Consider the following 22,776-nt stretch of genomic DNA (forward strand, 5'->3'; position numbering starts at 1 on the left):
CGGGCGTGCCGGCATCGCGAACGTAGCTGTAGGTGCCGTCGGCGGCCAGCGTCAGCTTGCCGTAGGTACCCTGGATTTCGACGCCGAGCGTGGCTGCATTGTCGACAGCGGCATTGGTGTTGCCAGCCTGGACGCCAACCACCGCCGCACCGTCGGCGCCCTTGGTGTCGGCAACGCCGTCCGTGGTGTTCGCGTCGACCGCGTCCGTCCCGCCGACAAGCACATTGCCCGTCGCGGGGCCAAACTGGCCTGCGGCGATGCTGTCGGTATCGGCAATCGCCGTCGGCACGTCGTCGATGATGGCGACGGCAAAGGTGGTGCTGGCCGAATCGCCGTCGACATCCGTAACCGTGATGCTGAAATTGTCCGGAACCGTGTCGTTGGGATTGAAACCGTCCCCCTGTAGGGGATGAGTGACCGATTCAGTCACCGTGTAATTGTATTCGATAGCACCCGTGCTCGGGTTGTAGGAGACGATCGTCAGGTAGCCGAAATCGCCTGGAATCTGCTGGCCGACGCCGGTGACGGTGACGCCGTTGATGACGATCGAGCCGATACCATCCGGCGCGTCGATGCTGATCGTTCCGATGCCGGAGGTTTCCGCGTCACTCGGCGCGTCGCTGCCGGGTGATTGAGCCGGACCGCCGTCAAGACCGGTTTCGCTGGCCGCCTGGTCCGGGGTCAGCAATGATGTGGCCACCACCGAAACAGGCCTGTCGACGACAGACGGAAACAGTTCGCGCCGATCCAGAAGCCCAAATTGCAGAGCCGTGGGCGGCAACAGTGCCGACAGGTCAAACCCGTCGCCGATACCACCGGGGGGAACCGAAAAGTCTGCGCCCGCGCTTGGGTTCGGACCGCCCGGACCGGCCGATATGGAACCATCGGCACCGAAGGCGACATCGACATGGCTTGCTTCGAGAGCTGCCAGCAAGGCAACGCGCGGCACCTCGACGTCACCGATGATGAAGGTCGGCACGTTGAGCGCGCCATCCTTGATCACGATCACCGAGCCATCAGCCTGTTCGAGTACGAGGTTGTGGCCGTCGACCTTGATGTTGTCGATCGAGACGTTGGCAGGAAGCTTTACCACGTTGCTGGCGTCGGCCACGTATTCGTGGGACGCAGCTGTCGCCGGTGCCTTCGCCTCCGCAGGTGCATCTTGTTTGACGGGCGCGCCGCTGCCGACATCGACCGGTACGGGCTCGGCAGGCGCCGCCTGAGCGGCCTGCGCTACCTGCGTTCCCGCCTGCGATGGTGAGCCGCCATGTTCATCGGGAGAATGCTGGTCCCAAGAATTCGAGACGGTGTCCAATTCGTTATTGCTCGTCATAACCAAACCCCTTCGGTATTTTCCGGAAAGAGACAGTGACGGCCTCTGCTTTGCAACTATCCCACAACCGATTTCATATATTCCGATATGCCTGTCTCGGCATTTTTTATACGTGGTAAATCCCAAACGTATAACCTGATATACATTGGTCCGGCCGTGGCCCGTTTGATATCCGCCGGCCGGCGCGGGTCGATAGACAGAAGTATAAATTTGAATAAAATTTTACGCAAAATAGATGTTCCGGCTTTTCCGAAATTTATCCACCTTCCTTTCCAGTAATTTGAGACAAGATGGGTAGCGTCCACCGTCAAAGGTGGGCGTTATGAAAAAAGAAAAATCTGCCCCGGGGATAACCGGGCTCAAGCTGCTCCTGCTGGCAATGGGCATCGCAAGCCTGGCGCATCCATCCTCCGCAAGCGCCGTTGCCGAGGACAACCGCGCTGTCGTTGGAATGTTGGCAGCGGTCGAAACCCCGTCCAGTCTCGGTGGCGTTTCGCTGGCTCGGCCGCAACCCTGGCAGCCCGTTTCAGCCAACAGGGTCGGCATGGCTTTCGGCAGCTATGGTCCTGTTGCCGTTGATGAAAAGCGCGATCCTTCGATCGTGCTGGACGACGCCGGGATCGACCCGATCCAGACGGCGGCGATCATTCCCGGCGTGTTCGGTTCGGTCGCCCTGTCGATGCGCAATTTCCCGGTCTCGGCGCGCTGGGCGCCTGTCTACAAGGCAATTGTCGAGTGCACCGCGGGCAGTTCATGCGAGCGCAAGAACAGCACCTTTGCCGGGATCGTCGAGGCAGCGCGGGATAAGCGCTTCATCGACAAGCTGTCTTTCGTCAACTCAAGTATAAATCGCGCCATCGCCTACAAGAAGGACAGCGTGGTTTACGGCAAGCTCGACTACTGGGCCAAGCCTTCGGAAATCCTCGAGCGGCGGGCAGGGGACTGCGAGGATTTTGCCATCCTCAAGATGGCCGCGCTGTTGCATGCGGGCATCCCGGCCCAGAGCATGTCGCTGGTTGTCTTGCAGGATCGCAAGCGCGGTTTCTTCCATGCCGTGCTGTCGGTCAGCACCGGCAGCGGCGTTTTCATTCTCGACAGCCTGAGCAATGTCGTTTCGCGCGACAGCGATCTGCCGAGCTACGTGCCGCTGTATTCGTTCAGCACCGACCGCGCATGGATCCATGGTGCGAAGACCGGCTCTGCGCAAATAGCCGATATCAAGGGCGGCCTTTCAACGGTCGCGCCGGGCGAAGGTCTGCAGCAGTAAGTATGCCGTCACGGTGTCTTCGGCGCCCTAAAGCGCGTCGCGTGAAAACGGATTCACACGACGCGCTTTAGGTCATTGTTTGATGCATGTCGTTATCGCAAGAGGTCACTTTTGCTCGACATGCATTAGCCGCCGAAGACGAATGCCATCAGCAGTTCCGGCTCGAGCACCGGCGCGCGCGCCGCGTTCAGTTGACCTCGGTAGCGGCGGTCACCGGCGCCGATGACGAAACCGGTGGCGACCGGCGTCTCGCCATTGGCCTCGAGCCTTGCGAATATGTCGGCGACATTGAGGTCCAGCGCCAGCTTGAGGTCATGGCGCGCGTCCTCGTTCGGCGCCGCCGGCAATTGACGTCGCACCAGTTGCTGGAACTGCGCATTGAAGGTCAGGATCTTCTTCGACGAGGACAGGGCAAAGGCCGGCGAGGGGCAGGCGACCAGAATGGCGTTGATGGTCTTGATCGACGCCAGCCGCTGCAAGGTTAGGTTCTGGTCGGCCAGTCCGCGCATGCAGGCCACCCGGATTGCCGATGTCAGGTTTCCGGTGTTGGCGTGGCTCTCGGCGATCTCTTCGATCAGCATGCCGATCGTGCATTTCCGGCTTTCTGCCATTTGCTTCAGCGAGGTCCAGAACGCCCGTTCCAGGCGAATGCCGCGGCGCGTACCGCCACGCGCCACAACCCGAAACTCCAGCCCGAAATCCTCTGCCGCCAGCGGTGGCAGCAGCCGGTCGCGATCGGCAGGAGGGGAGATCGCGCTACCGCTCACTCATCGCCTCCTCGCGCGCTTTGTTGATCGGCTTCATCAGGTAGGTGAGGATCGTCTTGCGTCCGGTCTTGATGTCGACCGAACAGATCATGCCGGGGATGATCGAATAGGTCTTGCCGTCGCGTGTCAGCGTCGATTTGTCGGTGGCGACGCGAACCTGATAGTAGGGTTCGCCGGTCTTCTGGTCGACCAGGCTGTCGGCGGTGATGTTGGAGACCTTGCCTTCGATGCCGCCGAAGATCGAGAAGTCATAGGCGGTCACCTTGATCAGTGCATCCTGCCCCGGCCGGATGAAGGCGACGTCTCGCGGTGAAACCCGCGCTTCGACCAGCAGGGTCTCGGAGGTCGGGACGATACCTGCGACGACTGCGCCGGGCTGGACGAAGGCGCCGACCGTGTTGATGTCGAGTGTGTTGACGATGCCGTCGACAGGCGAACGGATGTCGGTGCGCGCCACCTTGTCGGTGGCACCGCGTATCGTCTCATCCACCACCGAGAGGTCGGCGAGCGCCTCTGTCAGATCGCTGAGCGCTTCCTGTTGCAGCTGCAGGCCGAGTTCATCGACCTGAAGCTGGGCTTCCGTGATGGCAGACTTGGCTTTCTTGATGGTTTCTCCCGCGAGTGCCAGCTGGCCATTGAGCTCGGTCTGCTCGCGCTCGACGCGCAACTGCTCGGTTCGCGCCATCAGGCCTTTCTTGACCATCGCTTCGACCAGCTTCGCCTCCTGGTCGCTGACGACCAGATTCTTGGTAAGGCGATCGGCATTGGCGTTGGCTTCGTCCAGTTCCTTTTCGCGCTGATCGAGGCGCGACTTGAGAACCGAGAGCTTGACTTCGAAGTTGTCGCGGCGCGCGATGAGCAGCTTCTGTTCGTTGTCGCAGATTTCCGGCGCCACCTTCTGGATCTCCGACGGGCAGGGAAACGCGCCCTCGAGAGTGCCGGTCTGTTCGAACTTGAGCCGCGCAATGCGCGTCTGCAGCGCCCGCGCCTTCGCCTGCTGTTCGCCTAGGCTGGAGGTGTTGAAGGTGTTGTCGAGGCGAATGATGAGGTCGTTCTTCTTGACGATCTGCCCGATCGTCACCGCGATTTCCTGAACAACGCCAGGCTCGCTGGCCTGGATGATCTGGGTCTTCGACGCCGGTATGATCTTGCCGTCGCCGCGTGCGATTTCATCGACCTCGGCAAAGGACGCCCAGGCGACCGAACTCGCAAAAAGCGCTCCGATGATGAATATCGACACCGACGCAAAAAGCGGCGGGCGGTCTTCCCTGGCAAGCATTGTCCATGCCCTAACGTATTGAATGTACTCAACAAGTCTGTTTCTGTCAGGCGCTCGTTCTCTGCAGCGCCTGTATCACTTGGTCTTTCGGTCCATCGGCAACGATCTTGCCCTGCTCGATGACAATCAGGCGGTCGGCCAACTCGAGCATGCTGAAGCGGTGCGTCGAAACGATCAGCGTCGTACTGCGATCGAAGGCCACCTTGAGCTGCTTGATCAGCTGGCGCTCGGAAGCCAGATCCATCGAGCCGGACGGCTCGTCCAGGAAGACGATTTTCGGTTTGGTCAGCAACAGGCGGGCAATTGCCATAGTCTGCCTCTGGCCGCCCGAGAGGTTGGTGCCGCGCTCGCCGACATTCATGTCGTAGCCGCGCGGATGGCGGGAGACGAAATCGTCGACGCCGGCAGCCTTGGCCGCTTCGACGATCTGTTCATCGGTCGCCTCCGGACACGCCATCAGGAGATTTTCCTTGATGGTGCCTGAAAACAGATCGTTGGCCTGCGCGACGATACCGACCGCGGCGCGAACCTCCGACGGGTGGTATTGGCGGATGTCGATCCCGTCCACCAGCAGCTCGCCGGAGGTCGGCAGGAAGAGCCTGCCGATCAGCCGCCCCATGGTCGTCTTTCCCGAGCCTATGCGGCCGATGATGCCGATCCGCTCACCAGGCTTCACCGAGAAATTCACGCCGGTCAGAACTTCGTTTTCGGAACCCGGATAGACAAAGCCGACGTTCCTGAACGCCATCGCGCCATTGCGAATGGGGCGGTTGACGAAACCAACCGTGTCCGGCCGATCCTCCGGCTGGGCCATGATCGAGTTGACAATCCGCAAGGAAAGCATTGCCTGACGAAGTCTGGACAAGGTGATTGCGATCTGCCCAAGCGGAGCCACCGCCCGGCCCGCCAGCATGACGGTGCCGATGATGGCGCCGGTGGAGACATGCCCTTCCGAAAAGGCATAGGCGCCGGCCACGATCAGGGCGACGGTCACCATCTGCTGGATGGCCTGCGTGATGTTGCCGGCGGCAGCCGAAAGCTGCTTTATCTTCTCGGACGTGTTGGATGCATTCTTGGAATGCTCTGCCCATTTTCTCAGAAGGTACGCCTCTGCCCGCAGCGACTTGATCGTCTCCAGCGTGGAGATGGATTCGACCAGCAGGGCCTGGCGTTGCGAAGCCTCGTTCATGGAAGCGGCAACGCGCTTGCCGATACGCCGTTGCGTGATCAGCCCGACGATCACGGAGGCGACAAAGGCAATGGCCGGTATGATGACCAGCCATCCGCCTATCGCATAGATGACAAGAAGAAAGACAAAGACGAATGCCGTGTCGATGAAGACGCTGATGGTGTTCGACGTGAAAAACTCGCGTACGAACTCGTACTGCGTCACCCGATTTGCATATTCGCCGGTTGAGCCGGGCCGTGCCGACAAGGACGAGTTCAGCACCTTCTCGAACAGCATATAGGAGATGCGAAGATCGGCCTTGCGCCCGGCATAGTCGATCAGCGACGCTCTGGCGGTCTTCAAGAGCAGGTCGAACAGAATGACCGCGCCGATCCCGATCGACAGCACCCAAAGCGTCGATATCGCCTTGTTTGGCAAGATCCTGTCGTAGACATTCATGGTGAAGATCGGCGAGGCAAGAGCCAGCAGATTGATGAATACCGCTGACAGGATGACCTTCGAATAGGTGCGCCAGAACGGCCCCATCGTTCCGGTCAACCAATGTCGCCGCTCAATCTTGGCCGCCGAACCGACGCTCATCCCCTCGACCGCGTTGGCATAGGTTATCGAGAAGGAAACCCCGCCGCTTATGTAGCTTCCGGCAAGTTCGGATTTGCTGATGGTTGTGCGACCGTCCTCCTGGGGAGCGGTCGTAAATCCATCGTCCTCTGTCTCGGCAAGCAGCGCAACCGGCAATTGGCTGACGCGAAACAAGATGGCGGGGAGGTCGATGCGTCCGCGAAGAAAATCGCGATGGCTGAACTCCGTGATTTCAAGACCGACACGTTCAGCAAGATGCCGAATGGCGTCGATATCGATTCGGGTATCCGACAGCGGCACGCCGGCAAACAGCACGGTCTCGGCACTCGGCCTGCCCAGGTAGCCGGCAACAGCCGAAAAGCAGGCCTTGAAGGCCTCCTTCGGGGACAGGATTTTAGGTTGTGGGTTCACGATCCGCCCGCAGGACTGTCGTTAGACCTTGGCCTTACTACTTTTTCCTTACCGGCGCGAGGATGTCGAAAGGCAGATCGTTCTTCTGTTCCGACGGCGTGCGTGCATAGGTTTCGGTGTCGGCCGTTTCCGGTGCGTTGAACTCGGCCTTGGCGTAGGCGGTTGCCTGTTTGGCCGGCTGAAGGTCCATGGTCTTCAGCAATTGTCCGGTTGCCGCCAGCAGTCGGTACTGGGCGAAAAGCGACGCGTAGGACGCGGTGTCGGCAAGCGTTGCTGTGTTGAACCGCGTGTTCTGCGCGTCGAGCACGTCGAGTAGCGAGCGTTGTCCGACCTTGAACTGCTCGCGATAGGACGCCACCAATTTTTCGTTGGCCGCAGCCTGAAGCTTCAGCGTCTTGGCCAGGTCGGCCTGCCGGAAGCGTCGATCCCATGACGTGCGGACGGCTTCCTCGATCTCGCGCAGGACCTGGTGCAGGAAAAGGCGCTGCTCGCTGGTGCGGCGAACCTGTTCTTGTTCGTTAGCCTTGTCGATGCCGCCGCGATAAAGGTTCCAGCGCAGCACGACCCTTGCCTGAAGATCGCTCGTGTCGCCATCACTGCCATCGATGTCGGATCCTGCCCGGGCGACGCCTTCGGCGGTAATCGAGGGCCCGAATTTTGCCCGTGCGGCATCCACCAGGGAAGCCGCGGCGTCGATATCGCTGTTGGCCATATGCACGCGCGGATTGTTCTGTCGTGCCAGCCCGATAGCTTCATCAAGCGATCTCGGCAGCGCGGCGGACACATCGCCCGGCCTCGAGGCACTGGTCAGCGGCTTTCCGACAGTCTTGAAGAACCGGATCTTTGCTGCCTCGAGTTCCTCGGTGGCTTCCTGCATACGGGCCTTGGCGGCAAACAGCCGCTCCTCGGCCTGCTGCCGATCGGCCTCGTTCAGTGCGCCGCCGGCAATGCCTTGCCGGATGTCGCCGAGAATTCCCTGATGGAATCCGAGGTTTTTCTTTGCTTCGACAACGATCGAGGCCTGCAACATGGCTTCGAGGTAATCCTGGACAACCGAGAGCCCGATGAATTCGGACCGTTCCAGAACCCGGAACGAGGCGCCGTCGACGCGCGAGGCCTGGCGGTTCAGTTCGGCGCGCCTTGCACCGCTGTCGTAGAGCGTCTGCGTAACCGTGAGGTCGGTTTCAGCTGGATAGAGCGTGTCGTTCTCGATGGAAAGCGAGCGCCTGTCCGGATTGTCGAGGCGGCGAGCCCCCGCTGACGCTTCCAGGTCAACGCTGGGAAGATAAAGCCCCTTCGCCTGGCGCAGTTCGAATTCGATTGCTTCACGATTCTCGATTGCTTGGCCAATCTCGGGATTGGACTCCACCGCGACCGCCATCGCCTCCTTGAGAGTGAGCGCGTGAGCGTTCCCGCAGCCCAATATGGCAACCGTTGTCAGCAGGCCAAGGCGCTTGCCTATGGCCGACATAGTTGTCGAATTCATTTTGACCACCCCAACATTCCCCCTGCACCTTATTCCAAGCGCTGCAACCCAAGCATGATTGTCTACAGATTTACAATTTAGCGGTCGCTAAAACCGTGGGCTCAAGTCACAAAGTTACGAAATGTAGCAAAAATAGCACAAAAAGACGCCTGGCTGCACTCTGATTGAGCGCGACCACATATGTGTGTTTCCACGGTCTGCGACCCTCGAGTTGACGACGTCCATGCGGAAACCCACGCCATTGCCGGGGGGTGTCACAGCTTTCCTACTCCGGTGTACTCGTTTTTTTTCTGCGTCGATTGGTGTGCGACTGCGCGACGGCCATTTGCAACTCGGGTGTGATCTCCAATGGTGCATTTTCTGCCCCATGTGGGTCCTGCAGCCCCTGGACGTGGACGGTCGGGAACGGGAGTTCGATGCCCTGCTCCTTGAAGACCTGGCGCAGACGCACATAGAATTTGCGTTTCATGCCGAAAGCGCCTCCGGGTCTGGTCATGGCCTTGACCCTCAAGACGATGCCGTACTCGCCGAACTCCTGTACGCCCTGCATCTTGATCGGGTCGAGCACCCAGTTCTTGAACTCGGGATCTTCTGCCAGTTCGAGGCCGATTCGCTTGATCAGCTTGCGAGCGAAGTCGATATCGGTGTCATAGCCGACGGTGATGTTGAACTTGTCGATAACCCAGTCACGGCTCTGGTTCTGGACTGCCCCGAGTTCACCGAACGGTATCGTGAACAGCGGACCACGATGGTGGCGCAGCTTCACCGAGCGCAGCGAAAAGCTTTCCACTGTACCCTTGTAGCTGCCTGAGGAAATGTATTCGCCGACACGAAAAGCATCGTCTAGCAGATAAAACACGCCCGAGATGACGTCCTTGACGATGGTTTGTGCGCCAAAACCCACGGCGACGCCGACAACGCCGGCGCCGGCGATCAGCGGGCCGATCTGGATACCGATCGAGGCGAGCATCATCAGCACCGCCATCACGACGATCACTGCAAGCAGAATGTTCTGGATGATCGGCAAAAGCGTGCGCAACCGCGCCTGCTGGGGGTCGAGGGTCGGGACTTCCTCCTCGCCCATTGCCGCCTGCGGCATCTCGATGCCCAGCTTTCGTTCGATCAAGGCCTTGATGATCGACCAGCCGAAATCGGCTGCAAGCGCGATGACCACGACGTTGATCAAGCCGCGCAATATCAGCGTGGTGATCGTATCGCCGTCCCGCATGGATTGCATGTCCAGGCCCAGGACCCCGGCGAGAAAGTAAGCCGCCGCCAGAATAAAAATCATCCGGATTCCGCGGTCGATGGCTGCGATCGTCACCGCCGGGATCGTTGGCCGGCCAGCTTCTTCCGAACCCGGCCGCAGGATGAAGTTAACCCCACGCTCGGTCAGAACGATTGCCATGGGCAGGAAGAATGCGGTGAAGGTAAACCAGAACAAGGTGTAAAGGCCGGCTATGCGCTGCAGGAACAGAGCGACGAAATAGGCAGTCAACAGCCATGTCGTTGCCGTGTGACCGCTTTGGCGGGCGCCGTCCCGCTGGATTCTGGGCCGACGCCAGACGGCAACCAACACGAGCGACAGCAGGAGGAAATCGGCGACCACGGACAGGACCGTCATTCCGTCCTGATCGATGCCTAGACCCGGCAAGAGGATAAAGGCGGCGAAGACGAAGGCGAAAAACCCGACAATCCGGGGTAACCAATAGGCCCAATGGTCAGCGGTCTCGTTGGTGATCGGCAGGGCACGAACCTCAGCGGCGTGCTCGACCTCCATAAAGGAGGGGACGAGCATAGCCATGACGTACAGGCGCACACCCCAGGTAAAGACCGCGGCAATCAGAAATGTCAGCACAATCTCGCGGATCAGCCCCGGCCACTCGAACAGCATGAATGCGCCGGCGCTGCCCAGAGCGAACGAGACGATCATCATGCTGGAATAAAGCGTGCGACCGCCAATCTTCTTGGCCCGCCCGACGGGCGTATCTTTCGGCTGTGCGATGATCCAAAGACGAAATGGACGGGTGAGCTTGTACGTTGCCCAGGTGAGCGCTAGGCCAGCGGCGATGAAGATCGCGACCAGCACCAATATGCTGGCTGGCCCCTTGTTCGACATATCGTCCATGGTATTGGCCCGGACGCGCGCGAACTGGCCCGGCAGCGAGGGCAAGGTTCGCACGATCTTTTCAATATGATGTTTGATCCGATCGAGCGTCGAGGAGGCCATCGTGTTCATCTGACCTGGCGCAGCCGCGGTGCCGGCCGACGGAGCGCCCGCCCCGGCGGGTGTCTCCGTTGACCCGCCGTCCTGATTTCGCTGTTGGGCCACCCAGGCCTTCACCGACGGATCGTCGAGAAGCTCGAACAACTGATTGACCCTTTCAGGTGGGGCGGTCGCCGGCGTTTGCGCATGTGCCTGAGCAGCCAACAAAAGGGCGATCCCAAAGACAAGCGGCCTGGCAATCAGGACAAACATCGCCGCCAGGTCTCCGAGAAGTCGTGCCGGGCGCGCCGGAGTCTTGGCTCCAAATCGTCGATTCATGAGTGGCATCGTGCGGTAACCTTCCGGTCAAATCGGCGAGCAAAGACAGCTAGGTCCGTCGTTGCACCTACCTTGAACAAGCCGATGTTGTGGTGCAAGTCTCATCGGTCCTGGCTAGTCCGTTGGGCAGGGCACCTGGTGACGGCAAGCTGTCGCCTGTCCCTTATTGTTGGAAGGACTTTCCAGTTCGACAATTAAGGATATCTTATATCCACAAGGATGTACAATATCCTTAATAGCGAAATTGACCGTGACGGGATGGAAGGGCGTCTACGACATCCTCACCAAGGATGGCTACACCGTCAGCCTCGTCCAGAACCCGACCGTACAAGGAAGAGGCGCTCGTCACCCGCCGTGCGATCGATGCCATGGCAAGGTCGTGTTGGCAGGCACGCCACTGCCCTCCGGACTGACTGCGGCACCATGTCTCTGTGCTGGTCGCCAGAGCTTGGTTGCCAATCCAAGGGCAGCCACTGAAACTGCATCGCGTCGACGACCACCTCCTACCGAATGAGAATTCGCGCATGAACATAGACGGTACCTGCGATCCGCGCTTTGCCGGCGTGCGCGAGGCGTTTGGCAGGTCTTTCGACCAAGGGCTCGAGCATGGTGGCGGCGTGTCGGTCGTGGTCCATGGCAGGACCGTCGTTGATCTGTGGGGCGGTCACGCCGATGCCGCGCGCAGCCGCCCGTGGCGGCAAGACACGCTGGTCAATGTCTGGTCCTGCACCAAGGGCGTTGTGGCCTTGGCCATCGCCATGTTGGTGGAGCGCGGCAGGCTCGATTATGCCGCCCCCGTTGCGCGCTACTGGCCGGAATTCGCGGCAGGCGGCAAGGAGCGCATCACGCTCGATCAGATCATGTCGCATCAGGCCGGGCTGAATGGTCTCGCCGTGCCGATGGACGAGGCAGGGCTGTTGGCGTGGACGCCCTTTGTCGACGCGCTTGCCGCAATGCCGCCGCTATGGGAGCCCGGCAGCCGCTGTGTCTATCATGCTCTCACTTATGGCCACCTCGCTGGCGAAGTGCTGCGACGTGTCGACGGGCGAAGCGTGGGCCGCTTCATCGCGGAAGAGATCGCAGGCCCGCTTGGCGCCGATTTTCATGTCGGTCTGCCGGCCAGTGAGGATCCCAGGGTCGCCGAGATGATTGAAGGTCCAAAAACTTCGGACTGGGTCGAGTTTGTCCGCGCCTCGCCCTTTCCCCACGCATCGAATAATCCGACACCCCGGGCAACGGCGCCCAACGATCGCGCCTGGCGCGCCGCCGAGGTGCCGGGCGGCAATGGCCAGTCGACTGCCCACGCACTGGCCCGCATCTACGGCATGATGGCGGCCGGCGGCGTGTGGGAGGGCAAGCCTCTGATCGGCCCTGCCGCAGTCGCAGAAGCAGCAAGACTTCGCATTCGCGGCATGGACGACAGCTTCGCGTTGCCGACAGCCTTCGCCGCCGGCTATCAGATGGAGGATCCCACCTATGCCGGGCGCGCGTCGCCGCAAACGTTCGGTCACAGCGGCTGGGGCGGCGCCATCGGCTTTGCCGATCCCGTCGCCGGTGTCGGGTTCGGCTATGTCACCAATCGTATGCTCGGTTTCGACGACCTCGATCCACGCCGCAAGGGTGTGATCGACGCCGTCTACGATGCTCTTTGATACAAGCACACACGCTGGTCATTGATTTCGCTCACCCCGAACATCACGAGACCAGAGCGCCAATCACCGCGGCACAGTCACCGGCTTTGACCAGGCCGGGGAAATGACGCCCCGCCAGCATGCCGGACATTTTCGCTTTGATTTCCTGAGGAGCGATGCCGGTGCGGCCGGTGGAATGGATGCGCGCCAGCACCGCGCCTTCCGTGACTGGCTCGCCAAGATCGACCATGGTTTCGATCATGCCGTCATCCTCAGCGAAGGAGAAGCAATCGCCTGACGGCATGTCGAGCCACTGGGTTCGAGTCTTCTCGACCGCCCCAGCAACGATGCCGGCATGACGCAGGACATTGCTGATACCGCGCCGCGCAATCCGCATGGTCTGGGCGCGCGAGGTGCCGCCGCCGCCAAGCTCGGTGCTGACGAAGACCTTGCCCATTTCCTCAGCCGCCGTGTCGTACATGCCGACCGAGTCGATCTCGATCATGCGCATCGAGAACGGTGCGGAGAACGCCGCGACCGCGTCGAAGGCTTTCTGCTCCTGTGCCTTGTCGGGCAAAGTGTGCGCGGCGCAGAACGGCACGAAATCCAGCGTCCTGCCGCCGGAGTGGAAGTCGAAGACGAGGTCGGCACGCGGAAGCAATTCGCGCTGGAAATAGTCTGCGATCTTTTCCGTCACCGTGCCGTCCGGCCTGCCAGGGAAAGCGCGGTTCATGTTGCCCTTGTCGATCGGCGACGTCCGCGTACCGGCGCGGAAGGCCGGATAGTTCATCGCCGGCACGATGATCACCGTGCCGCTGACCTGGCTCACGTCGAGTGTGCGGGCGAGATCGTAAAGCGCCAGCGGCCCCTCATACTCATCGCCATGGTTGCCGCCGGTGAGCAAGGCAGTCTGCCCCTTGCCATTGCGGATGACGCAGATCGGGATCATCACCGAACCCCAGGCCGAGTCGTCGCGGCTGTAGGGCAAGCGCAGGAAACCGTGTTGCACGCCGTCCTTGTCGAAATCGACGGTTGGCGCGATCGGCGATGGGCGGAGACCAGACATCGGTTTCAATTCTTCACCACCAGCTTGCGCGGCACATTGGCCAGGCACTCTACACCGGTTTCGGTGATCAGGATGGATTCAGTGATTTCCAGTCCCATCGTCTCCAGCCACAGGCCGGTCATGAAATGGAAGGTCATGCCGGGCTTGAGCTCGGTGCGGTCGCCGGGGCGCAGGCTCATGGTGCGCTCGCCCCAATCCGGCGGGTAGGACAGACCGATCGGATAGCCGGTGCGGTTATCCTTGACGATGCCGTATTTTTTCAAGACAGCGAAGAAGGCGTTGGCAATGTCCTCGCAGGTGTTGCCGGGTTTCGCAGCCGCAAGCCCCGCCTCCATGCCCTCCAGCGTCGCCTTCTCGGCATCGAGGAACTCCTGTGTCGGCTTGCCCAGAAAGACGGTGCGCGACAGCGGGCAATGGTAGCGGTTGTAGCAGCCGGCGATCTCGAAGAAGGTGCCTTCGCCCGACTTCATCGGCAGGTCGTCCCAGGTCAAATGCGGTGCCGAAGCGTCGGCGCCCGACGGCAGCAGCGGAACGATCGCCGGATAGTCGCCGCCGATCCCGTCGACGCCGCGCGTGCCGGCATCGTAGATTTCGGCCACCAGATCGCATTTGCGCATGCCGACTTCGATCTTGTCGACGATGCGCTGGTGCATGGCTTCGACGATGCGGGCTGCCTTGCGCATATAATCGATCTCGGTCGGGCTCTTCACGGCGCGCTGCCAGTTGACCAGCGCAGTGGCGTCGACGAAGCGGGCGTTGGGCAGATGCTTCTGCAGCGCGGCGAAGGCGGCCGCCGAGAACCAGTAATTGTCCATCTCGACGCCGATGGTGAGCTTGCTCCAGCCGCGATCACTGAGCACGCTGGCCAAGAAATCCATGGGGTGGCGCTCGGTCGACTGCACGTAGTGGTCGGCATAGCCGACGATATTGTCATGCGCGAGATAGGCGGTGCGCTTGGCGCCGTTGGCGTCCTGGCCACGGCCGTACCAGACCGGCTCGCCCGATGGCGGCACGATGACCGCCTGGTGCACATAGAACGACCAGCCATCATAGCCGGTCAGCCAGGCCATGTTGGACGGATCGCTGACGATCAGCAGATCGACGCCCTTCGTCCCCATGGATCGCCGTGTTTTGGCGAGGCGGTCCGCAAATTCGGCGCGCGAGAATTTCAGGTTCGGTTGCATTGTTCTTGGTCCTCGTTTGTTGGGCCTCGCGGCCAGAAGTCAGCTTTCGAAAATGGTGCCGGACTTGGCCGCCCGCGCCCGGTCGCGGGCCAGAGTGGCAATCGCGGTGTCCTGCACGCCGGTGCCGGTGAGGTCGGCGATGGTGATGTCGCTGGCCGAGCGCCTTCCGTGCTTTTCGCCGGCAATGATCTGGCCGAGCTCGGTGACCTCCATGTCGGCGCCCATAACGCCCGAGGCGATGGCGTGATGCAGTTCGCCGAGACGTCGTGTCTGCTTCGCGCTGTCGGCGACGTAGAGATCGGCCATGCGCAGAATGGCGGGTGCGATCTCGTTCTTGTGCTCTGCGTCCGAACCCATCGCAGTGATGTGCTGGCCGGCCGAAACGAAGCCGGCCTTGATCAGCGGCGAGGTCGACGGCGTGGTGGTGACGATGATGTCTGCGCCGCCAACGGCCGTTGCCGCGTCCGGCTCGGCACGCACGAGAATGCCAAGTTTCTCGCGCAGTGCGCCTGCTGTCGCCTCCGCCTTGACCGCATCGCGGGCCCAGATGCGCGCCTCGGCGATCGGCCGCACCAGCAAGAGCGCTTCGAGCTGCAGCCCGGCTTGCACGCCGGCGCCGAATATTGCGGCAACAGACGAATCCGGCTGCGACAGATGCTTCGCGGCTACCGCCCCGGCGGCGGCCGTGCGGATGTCGGTGAGATAGCCATTGTCGAGCAGCAGCGCCTCGACCACACCGGTCTTGGCTGAGAGCAAAACCATCATGCCGCCGCCGCTCGGCAGGCCGAGCGTTGGATTGTCGAAGAAGCCAGAGCTTATCTTGACGGCGAAACCGTCTATCCCGGGCGCATAAGCGGTCTTCACGTCGACCTCGCCGCGACGCTCGGGAATGTCGAGCCGCAGGATCGGTGGCATCGCCACCGGCAAAGTGGCCAAAGCGCGGAAGGCGTTCTCGACGCAGGCGACGGCGTGGAGATCGAGGGGCACGATCTTGCGTAGTTCACTCTCCGTGAGGATCGTCATCCGGCTCATGAGGTGCGCTCCGCGGCTACCGCACCGCAAACGATCTTGCGGTGCGTGTTCATGGCAATGTTTCGTCCGGACAGCAGTACGACCGCCGGCCCGTTCGCCTTGACCTTGCCGGCAAGCAGTGCGCCGATGCCGACGGCGCCGGCGCCTTCGACGATCTCGCGCTCGTGCTCATAGGCATGGCGGATGCCCGCGGCGATTTCGTCCTCGCTGAGCAGGATGACGTCGTCGAGCAGCTCGCGGCACATGGCGAAGGTCAGCCGGTTGTCGAGGCCGATGCCGCCGCCGAGCGAATCCGCCAGCGTCGGCAACTCCTCGACCTCGACCGGCCTGCCTGCCTCAAGGCTTGCCTTCATCGCCGCGCCACGCGCCATTGAAACACCGATGACTTTTGTCTGAGGGTTGATGCCCTTGACGGCGGCGGCGATGCCCGAGGCCAGCCCGCCGCCGGAGAGCTGCACCAGAACAATAGCTGCATCCGGAACCTGCTCGACCATCTCCAGCCCGAGCGTGCCTTGCCCGGCAATGATGGCGGGATGGTCGAAGGGCGGTAGCATGACCAAACCTTCTTGCGCCACCAGTCGCTCGACTTCCTGCTGCGCCTCGTCCTGGCTGTTGCCGACGATGCGGATATCCGCGCCAAGCCGGCGGATTTCGTCGAGCTTGTTGTCCGGCACCAGCCGCGACATGCAGATCACCGCGCGCATGCCTTCGAGCTTTGCAGCGTAGGCCAGCGCGCGGCCATGATTACCTGTGGATGCCGCAACGACGCCGCGCACCTTCTCCTCAGCGCTCAGCGAAGCGACGGCGTTCGAGGCGCCGCGCAGCTTGAAGCTTCCGGTGGTCTGGCGATGTTCGAGTTTGAGGTGGACGGGAGCGCTAAGTTGCTCCGACAGCCTGTGGGACAAGACGGTTGGCGTGCGCTCGATCTTGCCGGCAATGCGCTCACGCGCGGCACGTATATCGCTGAGGGTAACTGTTGTCATGATCGTCAATCGCGCGGCAATGGCAGCGTCATCAGGCGGCCGAATTCGGGGAGGGATGGCTCGTCGCCACACAGCCGCAAACAATTCCAGGCGCTGGCCTGATTGCTGCTCACCACAGGACGGCCGATCGCCTCCTCCATGCCGGTGATTGCGAGCGCACCGCGCAACGCCGTGCAGGACACGAACAGCGCCTCGGCCTCAGCATGCATAGCCTCGCGTGCGAGTTCGACAATCGCTGTCGGCGCAATGCGCGCCATCTCGCGGTCGTCCTCGAAACCGAGGCAAGTGAAGCTGACAATATCGAAACCGCGCGCCGCAAAGTATGCCGCCATCGGCCTGGAAGTTTCAACGGTGTAAGGGGTGAGGATGCTGATCTTCTTCGCGCCCAGTGCCTTCAGCCCGCGCACGCCGGCCATCGGCGGCGTGACGACGGGAACGCCTGATTTGGCAGACTGGATGGCGGCTTCGATTTCGGCATCGCCGATCACCACCGAGGCCGAGGTGCAGGAATAGCAGATGGCGTCGAGCGTCTCGTCGGGCAGGATCAATGCCGCAGCCGCCGCCAGCTCCGGCTGCATCTTGCGAAGGTTCTCGGGCGTCGTCGGGTTCTTGTAGGGAATGCGCGCGACATAGACGCCGCGCCGCTCGCTCGCCACCATGCGGCGGAAATCCGGTTCGCTGGTGTGGTCGGTGGCAAGGATGATCAGGCCGACGCGCTTTTCCAGCGGACGCGCGTCGAGTGCCGGCCTTGTCGGCATCTGCCTGATTTCGGGCAACGGTTTCATCTCAGGGTTACCTTTCGATCTTGCCGTAGCGATGTTCCAGCCAGCGCAGCAGCACGACGGAAAAGAGGCTGATGACGAGGAAGAAAGCGCCGACCAGCGTGATCGGCTCGATGTAGCGATAGTAGGTGTTGGCGACGCTCTTGGCCTGGTTCATCAGCTCCAGCACGGTAATCGCCGATAGCAACGGCGTCTCCTTGAACATGGCGATGAAATAATTGGCCAGCGCCGGGATCATCGGCGGGATGGCCTGCGGGATGATGATGTTGGTCCAGGTCTGCGTGGCGCTCAGATTGCAAGCCTTGGCAGCTTCCCACTGGCCGCGCGGCACGTTGTCGATGCCGGCGCGGTAGACTTCCGCCGTGTAGGTGCCGTAGTGCAGGCCGAGCCCGATGACGCCGGCGACCAGCGGCGGCAGCAGGATGCCGAAATCGGGCAGCACGTAGAAGATGAAATAGAGCTGCACCAGAAGCGGCGTGCCGCGGATGAATTCAGCCGCCCAGCCGACGGTGCGTGACACCACCTTGTTGGGCGAGCGGCGCGCCAATGCGATGCCCAGCCCGACGATGGCGGCCAGCAGAGAGCCAAGCAGCGTCGCCAGGATGGTGATCTTCACGCCCTGGATCAGCGTCGGCATGATTTCCCAAACGAAGTTCCAGTCCCATTCCATCAGAGGGCCCAATTCATTAGAAGGGCATTGGCCATCAGACGCGCACCCCATCGAGGCCGCGCGCCATACGGCGTTCCAGCGAACGCACGCCCCAGGAAATGATCAGCGCCAGCGCGAAATAGATGATCAGGATGGCGGTGAAGGGCACCAGCGTGTTGCCGGTCTGCGAGCGCACGACCTGCGCCTGGAAGGTGAGATCGGCGAGCGAGATCAGCGACACCACGGACGTGGCCTTGAGCAGCTCGATGGCGTTGTTGCCGAAGGTCGGCAGCATGATCAGCAGCGCTTGCGGCAGGATGACGTGGCGCATGCCTTGCCAACGGCCGAGATTGAGCGCGATGCAGGCTTCATATTGCTCGCGGCCGATCGACTGGATGGCGCCGCGCACCACTTCGGCCGCGTAGGCGCCGACATTGAGGCCCAGCGCAAGCACGCCGGCCTGCAGCGGGGTCAGTTCGAGGCCGATCAACGGCAACACGAAATAAGCGAAGAACAGCTGCACGAAGATCGAGGTGCCGCGGAAGAATTCGATATAGGTGGTGGCCAGCCAGCGCAGCGCAAAGAAGCGCGACACGCGCCCCAAGCCGGCGAGAAAGGCCATGATCAGCGCGAGCACCGACCCCATCAGCGTCAGCTCGATGGTAACAAGCGCTCCCTGCAATATCAGGCCGAGATAGCCGGACCACTGGGTCATTCTGCGAGAGGTTCCACGTTGGCGTTCTTGGGTCCTTCTCCCCGTGAACGGGGAGAAGGAAAGAGGAGCGCGCTACTTCGCGGCGCAGAGCTTGTCGCGCGTGGTCGACATCGCGGCCGCCGCCGAGAAGCCGTAGGGTTCGATGATCTTGGCGAACTCGCCGGATTTCTTCATCTTGGCGAGCTCGACATCGAAGGCATCGCGCAACGCTTCGTCGCCCTTCTTGAAGGCGGCGCCGTCGCAATAGACCGGCGCGCCCTGCACTGGCGCAATGACTTCGAGGTTCGGATCGTTGGCCTTCTTGACAAGGTCGTTGATCGACAGGACGGGCAGCGAATAGGCGTCGATACGTCCGTCCTGCAGCATCTTCAGGCCGCTCTGGCCATCGGGCACGACGATGACGCGCTCGCGCGGCACGCCGGCGTTGAGCGCCAGCTTCTCTTCGGTGCCGCCGCCGGGCGCGCCGATCGTGGCTGACGTGTCCTTGGCGACGTCCTCGTAGCTCTTGAAGCCCTTCGGATTGCCCTTCTTGACCAGCATCGCTTCGGCATCGCACAGCACCGGTTCGGAATAGACGACCGCCGCGCAGCGCTCCGGTTTCATGAACAGGCCGGCGGTGACGACGTCGAAGCGGCCGGCCTGCAGCCCGGGGATCATCGCGCCATACTCCGAAATCGACGCAACGATGTCGCCGACGCCGAGACGCTTGAAGATCTCGCGCGCCACGTCCGGCGCCGCGCCAGAAACCTTGCCGTCGGCGGCGACCGCCGTATAGGGCGGCTCATTGGCGATGGCGACGCGCGCAAAACCTTGCGCCTTCAATTGCTCAAGCTTGCTGTCGTCAGCCGAACCGGTGCTTGAGGTGGCCAGCACCGCCGTCAGTGCGAGACCGGCGACGCCGGCCAGAATGCCAAGTTTCTTCATTGTTCCCAACTCCTTGTTTTCTTGTCTTGGTTTTGTCTGGGGCGGTCTTTTGCCCCGCAAAGCGGTCAGACACGATGTCCGGCCGCGATGATCTTCTTCAGGAAGCCTTGCGTGCGCTCCTGCTTGGGATGGCGGAAAATCTCATCGGGCTTGCCCTCCTCGACGATCCTGCCGCGGTCGAAGAACAGCACACGATCGGCGAAGTCGTGAGCGAAGCCCATCTCGTGGGTGACGAGCAGCATGGTCATGTCGGTCTCGGCGGCGAGCTTGCGCATGACGTTGAGCACCTCTTCGACCAGCTCCGGATCGAGCGCCGAGGTCACCTCGTCGAACAGCATGATCTTTGGCGACAGCGCCAGCGCGCGCGCGATCGCCACGCGCTGCTTCTGGCCACCGGACAATTGCGCCGGCATCGACTTCGCCTTGTCGGCCATGCCGACCATATCGAGCAGTTCCATCGCTCGCTTCTCGGCGGCGGCGCGCGGCGTGCCCTTGGTCAGCATCGGCGCTAGGGTGACATTGTCCATGACGCATTTGTGCGGAAACAGATTGAACAGCTGGAACACCATGCCGATCTTCTGACGCATCTTGGTCAGATGCCGCTCGTCGGCGGGCAGCAGCTGCCCGTTGCGCTCGATGTGGTAGAGCTGCTCGCCATCGATCTGGATATGGCCGCCATCGATCTTTTCCAGCGTCATCAGAATACGCAGGATCGTCGTCTTGCCGGAGCCGGACGGGCCGATCAGCGCCAGCTTCTCGCCGGGCATGACCTGCATCGACAGGCCGTCGAGCACTTTGAACGAGCCGAAGCTCTTCGAAATGGCGTCGACCTTGATGATGGGTGCGGACAAATGAATTTCCCCTGCTGGAGAAGCCTGTGCCCCTAACGATGCGGAACGCGCCAAATCATGTCAATTGGGAAAATAAAATCATGACAATATTTCCACATTGCATGATTTCAGGGCAATTTCCGCTCAGATCGCGAGCAGCAGATGCTCCGGATCGCCAAGCAACAGCTTGGTGACAACGCCGAGGCCGGTGCGCAGTTCCCCTTCGGTGGTCGAGCCCAGTGAAATGCGTACGGCCGGATGCCAGGGTGCGTCGGAAATGCGGAAGGAGATGCCGGGCGCGATTGCCACGCCTTGCAAGCGGGCCTGGGCGACAAAACTTTCCTCGGCGCGGTCGGCGGGCAGTTGCAGCCAGACATGCAGCCCGTCGCGCCGGGCGCGATAGTCGACGCCGGCCAACACTTCGGCAGCGATGTCCTGGCGGCGCCGCAACGCCGCGCGCTGCCAGCGGACCAGTTCCATCGCGGTGCCGTCGGCCACCCATTTGGTGGCGATCTCGGCCACCAGCGGCGTCGCCATCCAGTTCGACACCAGATGCCGGTTGGCAACGGCGGCAACGTAGCGGTCGGGCGCCGCGAGATAGCCGATGCGCAGGCCAGGCACGGTGATCTTGGTGAAGGAGGTGACGTAGAGCGTGCGCTCCGGTGCGAAAGCCGCGACCGGCGGCGGTCGTTCCTCGACCAGCGGTCCCAGCACATCGTTCTCGATGATGGCGATGTCATGCTTGCGCGCGACCGCGGCGATCTCTTCGCGCCGACGTGCGTCCATCAGCGTCGCCGTCGGGTTGATCACCGAAGGTTGCACGAACACCGCGCGAATGTCCGAGAGCTGGCAGGCCTCGTCCAGCGCCTCGGGGATAAGGCCGTTGCCGTCGATCGGCAGGCCTTCGAGGTTGAAGCCCAGATAGCGCGCCAGCGGCACCAGCGTGTGGTGGCCAATTGCTTCAGTGGCGACGGTTGAGCCGGGCGGCGCGACGCTCATCAGCGTCACTGTCATTCCGGCGGTGGCGCCGTTGGTCAGGCTGATATTCTGCGCCGAGACATCCAGCCCACACAGTTTCAGCCAATCCACCGCAACCGCACGGTGGCGCGGAAACACCATGTTGGGCCGGAACGACAGCGCCGAACTGGACGGCAGGTTTTCGGCGAGCCAACCCAAGGCCTGCTTCAGCCGCTCCAGATGCATCGGCTCGCAGACCGGCTTCAGGATGGAGAGGTCGATGACTTCGCCGAGGCGCTCCGGCAGATAGGGCGGTTCCGGTTCGCGGCGCTGCGTCTGGACGAAGCTGCCGCGGCCGATCTCGCCGGAAATCAGTCCCCGCCGGATCAGTTCCTCATAGGCGCGGCTGACCGTCTGCACCGACAGTTTCAGGTTGTCGGCCAGCCTTCGATGCGTCGGCAGCCGGGCGCCATTGGCCAGCCGCCCGTCATGGATGGCGCGCGCGAACTGGTCGGCCAGCGATTGATAGGCTGGCCGGCGAAGCAGCGCTGGATCGGGTTGCCATAATGTCATGACTTATTAGGATCGAAATCAGTGCAATTGACAATCGAAATAATGCGACATCATGGTGATGTCGACAAAAAGTGGACGCCGATGACATCAGCGAAACTCGACGCGATCGACTTGAAAATCCTCGACGCCATCCAGCGCGACGGACGCATCACCAAGCTGGCGCTGGCCGAACAGGTGGGCCTGTCGCCGACGCCGTGCTGGATGCGGCTGCGCAAGCTGGAGAAGGCCGGCATCGTATCGGGCTATCACGCCAGGATCGCCATGCGCGTCGTGGCGCCTGTCGCCACCGTGCTGATGGAGGTGACGCTGGCCAGCCATCGCCAGGCCGATTTCGACCGCTTCGAACGTGTCATCCGCGATATCCCCGAGATCGTCGCCTGCTGGTCGGTCGGCGGCGGCGTCGACTATCTGCTGAAGGTGATGGCACGAGACATCGACGCCTATCAGCGGCTGGTCGACGGCTTGCTCGAGCGTGAGATCGGTATCGACCGCTACTTCACCTACATCGTCACCAAGACGGTGAAGGAGGAGATCGTTCTCCCCATCGCCGACCTCGTGCCCGCATCGTCGTGAGGTCGGAGAGATTGTCTGCCG

General features: G+C 61.9%; 19 protein-coding genes. 3 read left to right on the forward strand and 16 right to left on the reverse strand.

The annotated features are described in order from the left end of the window. Positions 1 to 1,333 (reverse strand): hypothetical protein (locus tag ACWTU9_RS24760; RefSeq protein WP_455860582.1); only part of this gene is annotated, 1,333 nt, incomplete at its 3' end. A 322-nt stretch (positions 1,334 to 1,655) separates the two neighbouring features. Between ACWTU9_RS24760 and ACWTU9_RS24765 the strand changes: the two genes are divergently transcribed. Next, positions 1,656 to 2,600, forward strand: a complete 945-nt coding sequence (locus ACWTU9_RS24765) for a transglutaminase-like cysteine peptidase (RefSeq protein WP_455860583.1) — start codon at positions 1,656 to 1,658, stop codon at positions 2,598 to 2,600. Between the two features lie 125 nt (positions 2,601 to 2,725). On the opposite strand, the gene ACWTU9_RS24770 is transcribed toward ACWTU9_RS24765, so the two are convergent. From ACWTU9_RS24770 to ACWTU9_RS24790, 5 genes are all read right to left on the reverse strand, one after another. Continuing rightward, complete coding sequence (locus tag ACWTU9_RS24770; RefSeq protein ID WP_454573516.1) at positions 2,726 to 3,367, reverse strand: ribbon-helix-helix domain-containing protein; 642 nt, start codon at positions 3,365 to 3,367, stop codon at positions 2,726 to 2,728. Next, positions 3,357 to 4,646, reverse strand: a complete 1,290-nt coding sequence (locus ACWTU9_RS24775; RefSeq protein ID WP_455860584.1) for an HlyD family type I secretion periplasmic adaptor subunit — start codon at positions 4,644 to 4,646, stop codon at positions 3,357 to 3,359. Before ACWTU9_RS24775 ends, ACWTU9_RS24770 begins: the two co-directional genes overlap by 11 nt. A 46-nt stretch (positions 4,647 to 4,692) precedes the next feature. Beyond that, positions 4,693 to 6,825: a type I secretion system permease/ATPase gene (locus tag ACWTU9_RS24780; protein WP_455860585.1), complete on the reverse strand. Its 2,133-nt coding sequence runs from the start codon at positions 6,823 to 6,825 to the stop codon at positions 4,693 to 4,695. A 37-nt stretch (positions 6,826 to 6,862) separates the two neighbouring features. Continuing rightward, complete coding sequence (locus tag ACWTU9_RS24785; RefSeq protein WP_455860586.1) at positions 6,863 to 8,311, reverse strand: TolC family protein; 1,449 nt, start codon at positions 8,309 to 8,311, stop codon at positions 6,863 to 6,865. A gap of 265 nt (positions 8,312 to 8,576) precedes the next feature. Then, positions 8,577 to 10,790, reverse strand: a complete 2,214-nt coding sequence (locus ACWTU9_RS24790; RefSeq protein WP_455860587.1) for a mechanosensitive ion channel family protein — start codon at positions 10,788 to 10,790, stop codon at positions 8,577 to 8,579. Positions 10,791 to 11,380: 590 nt separating this feature from the next. On the opposite strand from ACWTU9_RS24790, the gene ACWTU9_RS24795 reads away from it, so the two are divergent. Next, entirely contained in the window at positions 11,381 to 12,508 is a 1,128-nt protein-coding gene (locus tag ACWTU9_RS24795; RefSeq protein ID WP_455860588.1) for a serine hydrolase domain-containing protein, read from the forward strand. Positions 12,509 to 12,551: 43 nt separating this feature from the next. On the opposite strand, the gene doeB is transcribed toward ACWTU9_RS24795, so the two are convergent. The 10 genes from doeB to ehuR all read right to left on the reverse strand — a co-directional run bounded on the left by doeB (position 12,552) and on the right by ehuR (position 22,182). After that, a complete protein-coding gene (gene doeB, locus ACWTU9_RS24800) occupies positions 12,552 to 13,553 on the reverse strand; it encodes a N(2)-acetyl-L-2,4-diaminobutanoate deacetylase DoeB (protein WP_455860589.1) in 1,002 nt (333 codons plus the stop codon). A 5-nt stretch (positions 13,554 to 13,558) separates the two neighbouring features. Beyond that, positions 13,559 to 14,737: an ectoine hydrolase DoeA gene (gene doeA / locus ACWTU9_RS24805; RefSeq protein WP_455860590.1), complete on the reverse strand. Its 1,179-nt coding sequence runs from the start codon at positions 14,735 to 14,737 to the stop codon at positions 13,559 to 13,561. 39 nt (positions 14,738 to 14,776) lie between these two features. Beyond that, entirely contained in the window at positions 14,777 to 15,769 is a 993-nt protein-coding gene (locus ACWTU9_RS24810; protein WP_455860591.1) for a cyclodeaminase, read from the reverse strand. Beyond that, positions 15,766 to 16,752, reverse strand: coding sequence for a hydroxyectoine utilization dehydratase EutB (gene eutB / locus ACWTU9_RS24815; protein WP_455860592.1), 987 nt, complete (start codon positions 16,750 to 16,752; stop codon positions 15,766 to 15,768). The genes ACWTU9_RS24810 and eutB overlap by 4 nt, the downstream gene beginning before the upstream one ends. Before the next feature lie 5 nt (positions 16,753 to 16,757). Further along, a complete protein-coding gene (gene eutA / locus ACWTU9_RS24820; protein WP_455860593.1) occupies positions 16,758 to 17,537 on the reverse strand; it encodes an ectoine utilization protein EutA in 780 nt (259 codons plus the stop codon). 7 nt (positions 17,538 to 17,544) lie between these two features. Further along, entirely contained in the window at positions 17,545 to 18,204 is a 660-nt protein-coding gene (gene ehuD / locus ACWTU9_RS24825; protein WP_455860594.1) for an ectoine/hydroxyectoine ABC transporter permease subunit EhuD, read from the reverse strand. A gap of 34 nt (positions 18,205 to 18,238) precedes the next feature. Continuing rightward, positions 18,239 to 18,898 (reverse strand): ectoine/hydroxyectoine ABC transporter permease subunit EhuC, encoded by a 660-nt coding sequence (ehuC, locus tag ACWTU9_RS24830; RefSeq protein ID WP_455860595.1) that lies wholly within the window; start codon positions 18,896 to 18,898, stop codon positions 18,239 to 18,241. Positions 18,899 to 18,970: 72 nt separating this feature from the next. Further along, positions 18,971 to 19,822, reverse strand: a complete 852-nt coding sequence (gene ehuB, locus ACWTU9_RS24835) for an ectoine/hydroxyectoine ABC transporter substrate-binding protein EhuB (protein WP_455860596.1) — start codon at positions 19,820 to 19,822, stop codon at positions 18,971 to 18,973. Between the two features lie 65 nt (positions 19,823 to 19,887). Then, positions 19,888 to 20,673, reverse strand: coding sequence for an ectoine/hydroxyectoine ABC transporter ATP-binding protein EhuA (gene ehuA / locus ACWTU9_RS24840; RefSeq protein ID WP_455860597.1), 786 nt, complete (start codon positions 20,671 to 20,673; stop codon positions 19,888 to 19,890). 123 nt (positions 20,674 to 20,796) lie between these two features. Next, on the reverse strand, positions 20,797 to 22,182 hold the full coding sequence (gene ehuR / locus ACWTU9_RS24845; protein ID WP_455860598.1) for a MocR-like ectoine utilization transcription factor EhuR: 1,386 nt from the start codon (positions 22,180 to 22,182) through the stop codon (positions 20,797 to 20,799). Between the two features lie 81 nt (positions 22,183 to 22,263). On the opposite strand from ehuR, the gene ACWTU9_RS24850 reads away from it, so the two are divergent. Continuing rightward, positions 22,264 to 22,755: an Lrp/AsnC family transcriptional regulator gene (locus ACWTU9_RS24850; RefSeq protein WP_455860599.1), complete on the forward strand. Its 492-nt coding sequence runs from the start codon at positions 22,264 to 22,266 to the stop codon at positions 22,753 to 22,755. The last annotated feature ends 21 nt before the right edge of the window (positions 22,756 to 22,776 follow it).

This window comes from Mesorhizobium sp. 128a (assembly GCF_053848025.1).

Bases quoted from the DNA above. Each gene is read 5' to 3' on its own strand.
- ehuC (WP_455860595.1), bottom strand. From the start codon at position 18,898: ATGACCCAGTGGTCCGGCTATCTCGGCCTGATATTGCAGGGAGCGCTT.
- ehuR (WP_455860598.1), bottom strand. From the start codon at position 22,182: ATGACATTATGGCAACCCGATCCAGCGCTGCTTCGCCGGCCAGCCTAT.
- ACWTU9_RS24765 (WP_455860583.1), top strand. From the start codon at position 1,656: ATGAAAAAAGAAAAATCTGCCCCGGGGATAACCGGGCTCAAGCTGCTC.
- ACWTU9_RS24850 (WP_455860599.1), top strand. From the start codon at position 22,264: ATGACATCAGCGAAACTCGACGCGATCGACTTGAAAATCCTCGACGCC.
- ehuD (WP_455860594.1), bottom strand. From the start codon at position 18,204: ATGGAATGGGACTGGAACTTCGTTTGGGAAATCATGCCGACGCTGATC.
- doeB (WP_455860589.1), bottom strand. From the start codon at position 13,553: ATGTCTGGTCTCCGCCCATCGCCGATCGCGCCAACCGTCGATTTCGAC.
- ACWTU9_RS24795 (WP_455860588.1), top strand. From the start codon at position 11,381: ATGAACATAGACGGTACCTGCGATCCGCGCTTTGCCGGCGTGCGCGAG.
- ACWTU9_RS24790 (WP_455860587.1), bottom strand. From the start codon at position 10,790: ATGTTTGTCCTGATTGCCAGGCCGCTTGTCTTTGGGATCGCCCTTTTG.
- ACWTU9_RS24785 (WP_455860586.1), bottom strand. From the start codon at position 8,311: ATGAATTCGACAACTATGTCGGCCATAGGCAAGCGCCTTGGCCTGCTG.
- ACWTU9_RS24810 (WP_455860591.1), bottom strand. From the start codon at position 15,769: ATGAGCCGGATGACGATCCTCACGGAGAGTGAACTACGCAAGATCGTG.
- ACWTU9_RS24775 (WP_455860584.1), bottom strand. From the start codon at position 4,646: ATGCTTGCCAGGGAAGACCGCCCGCCGCTTTTTGCGTCGGTGTCGATA.
- doeA (WP_455860590.1), bottom strand. From the start codon at position 14,737: ATGCAACCGAACCTGAAATTCTCGCGCGCCGAATTTGCGGACCGCCTC.
- eutB (WP_455860592.1), bottom strand. From the start codon at position 16,752: ATGACAACAGTTACCCTCAGCGATATACGTGCCGCGCGTGAGCGCATT.
- ehuB (WP_455860596.1), bottom strand. From the start codon at position 19,822: ATGAAGAAACTTGGCATTCTGGCCGGCGTCGCCGGTCTCGCACTGACG.
- eutA (WP_455860593.1), bottom strand. From the start codon at position 17,537: ATGAAACCGTTGCCCGAAATCAGGCAGATGCCGACAAGGCCGGCACTC.